Annotated in this window: 1 protein-coding gene; it reads right to left on the bottom strand. The window is 43.0% G+C overall.

What is annotated here, in order from left to right; all coding sequences use genetic code 11:
• On the bottom strand, window positions 1-982 hold a 982-nt coding region (locus tag QT974_RS34400; protein ID WP_333472824.1), incomplete at its 3' end, for a serine/threonine protein kinase.
• Window positions 983-1,348 lie beyond the last annotated feature (366 nt).

Below are 1,348 nucleotides of genomic sequence, written 5' to 3'. Positions count from 1 at the left end.
CAAGGGGGGGTTGGGGGGGTTCTACACCGCTAACTCGCTCAAAAGCACTGAGCAAAGCGGCGACTTCGGCTTCTCTACCGTATAGTTTTTGGGGGATGAGAAGTTGACCTGCCCGATCGGCATTTCCAACAGTAAAATCAGATATATTGCCGCCAGCTTGCAGTTGTGCGAGACAAGTTTCCAGGTCAAACCTCAGCCCGTCGGCGCTTTGATACCTGTCTTCCGCCGTCTTCGCCAACAGCTTCATCACGATGGCAGAGATTGCTTCGGGAATTTCCGGCTTCAAACTGCGGGGCGCGGGGGCGATTCTAGCGATGTGACAGTGAACTAATTCTAAAGGGTCGATCGCATTAAACGGCAATTCACCAGTCAGCATCTCGTAAAAAGTGACGCCCAATGAATAGAAATCGCTGCGGTAATCAATTGCCCGATTCATTCTACCAGTTTGTTCCGGCGAAATATAAGCTAACGTACCTTCGAGCAAATTGGGATAGCTGGGACTTGCGTTTTCTCTAACCAAGCGCGAGGAGATGCTGAAGTCAGTAATTTTGACCTGATAAGTCTCTGGATTGATGATAATATTTTGTGGCTTGATATCTTTGTGAATTATTTGATTTTGATGGATTTCACCCAAACTTTGGGCTAGCTGCACGGCTATTTCGAGAAAAAGTTTTAATTTAAATTTTTGAGTAGTTAAAAACTTTGACAAAGCCAAGCCACCAAAATCTTCTAATGTGAGTGCTACACTATTTTGATGCGTTTCTAGGCGGTATGAATTAACAATACTTTGTATATTTCTGAGATTTTTTCGGATTTTATATTCGTGTCTCAAGCGAGTAATCTCTTCGAGAGTTGGATACTCGCTTTTCAGGGTTTTGACTATGACGGGTAGGTTTTCTTGTTCCCAGATTCCCCGATAGATCGCAGTATTGATACCAGAATAAATTTGTTCCGTGATTTGATAGCCTGTTAGTAAAATCATAGTTTAATCAATTTGAATTTAAAGGGTTGACTGCAAATTTACCCGAGTTGTGCTGTGAGCGGAAGTCGATCGCGCGTGTGAGAGGGGTGATGGCACAGGTTGGGTGAAACAAATTCCGAGGCATAATCAACATTAGTACAAGTCTCACAGCTTTGGCATTGGCTATTTGGCTTAATCTTTAAGTTTGTCGCACTTACGTATTCTTACTGATTGAATTGTGTTTAATATAACATTTGCCGCGCCGAGGGTTTTAACAGCCTTCTTAATCTTCTTCTCTCTTTCTTCTGTCAACTCAACAGTCAACAGTCAACAGTCAACAGTCAACAGTCAACAGTCAACAGTCAACAGTCAACAGTCAACAGTCAA

This window comes from Microcoleus sp. BM001215392 (assembly GCF_036700185.1).
In the GTDB taxonomy this organism is placed as follows: domain Bacteria; phylum Cyanobacteriota; class Cyanobacteriia; order Cyanobacteriales; family Microcoleaceae; genus Microcoleus.
Note: the sequence above shows the minus strand (reverse complement) of the source record. Positions and strands in the feature narration are given on the sequence as shown.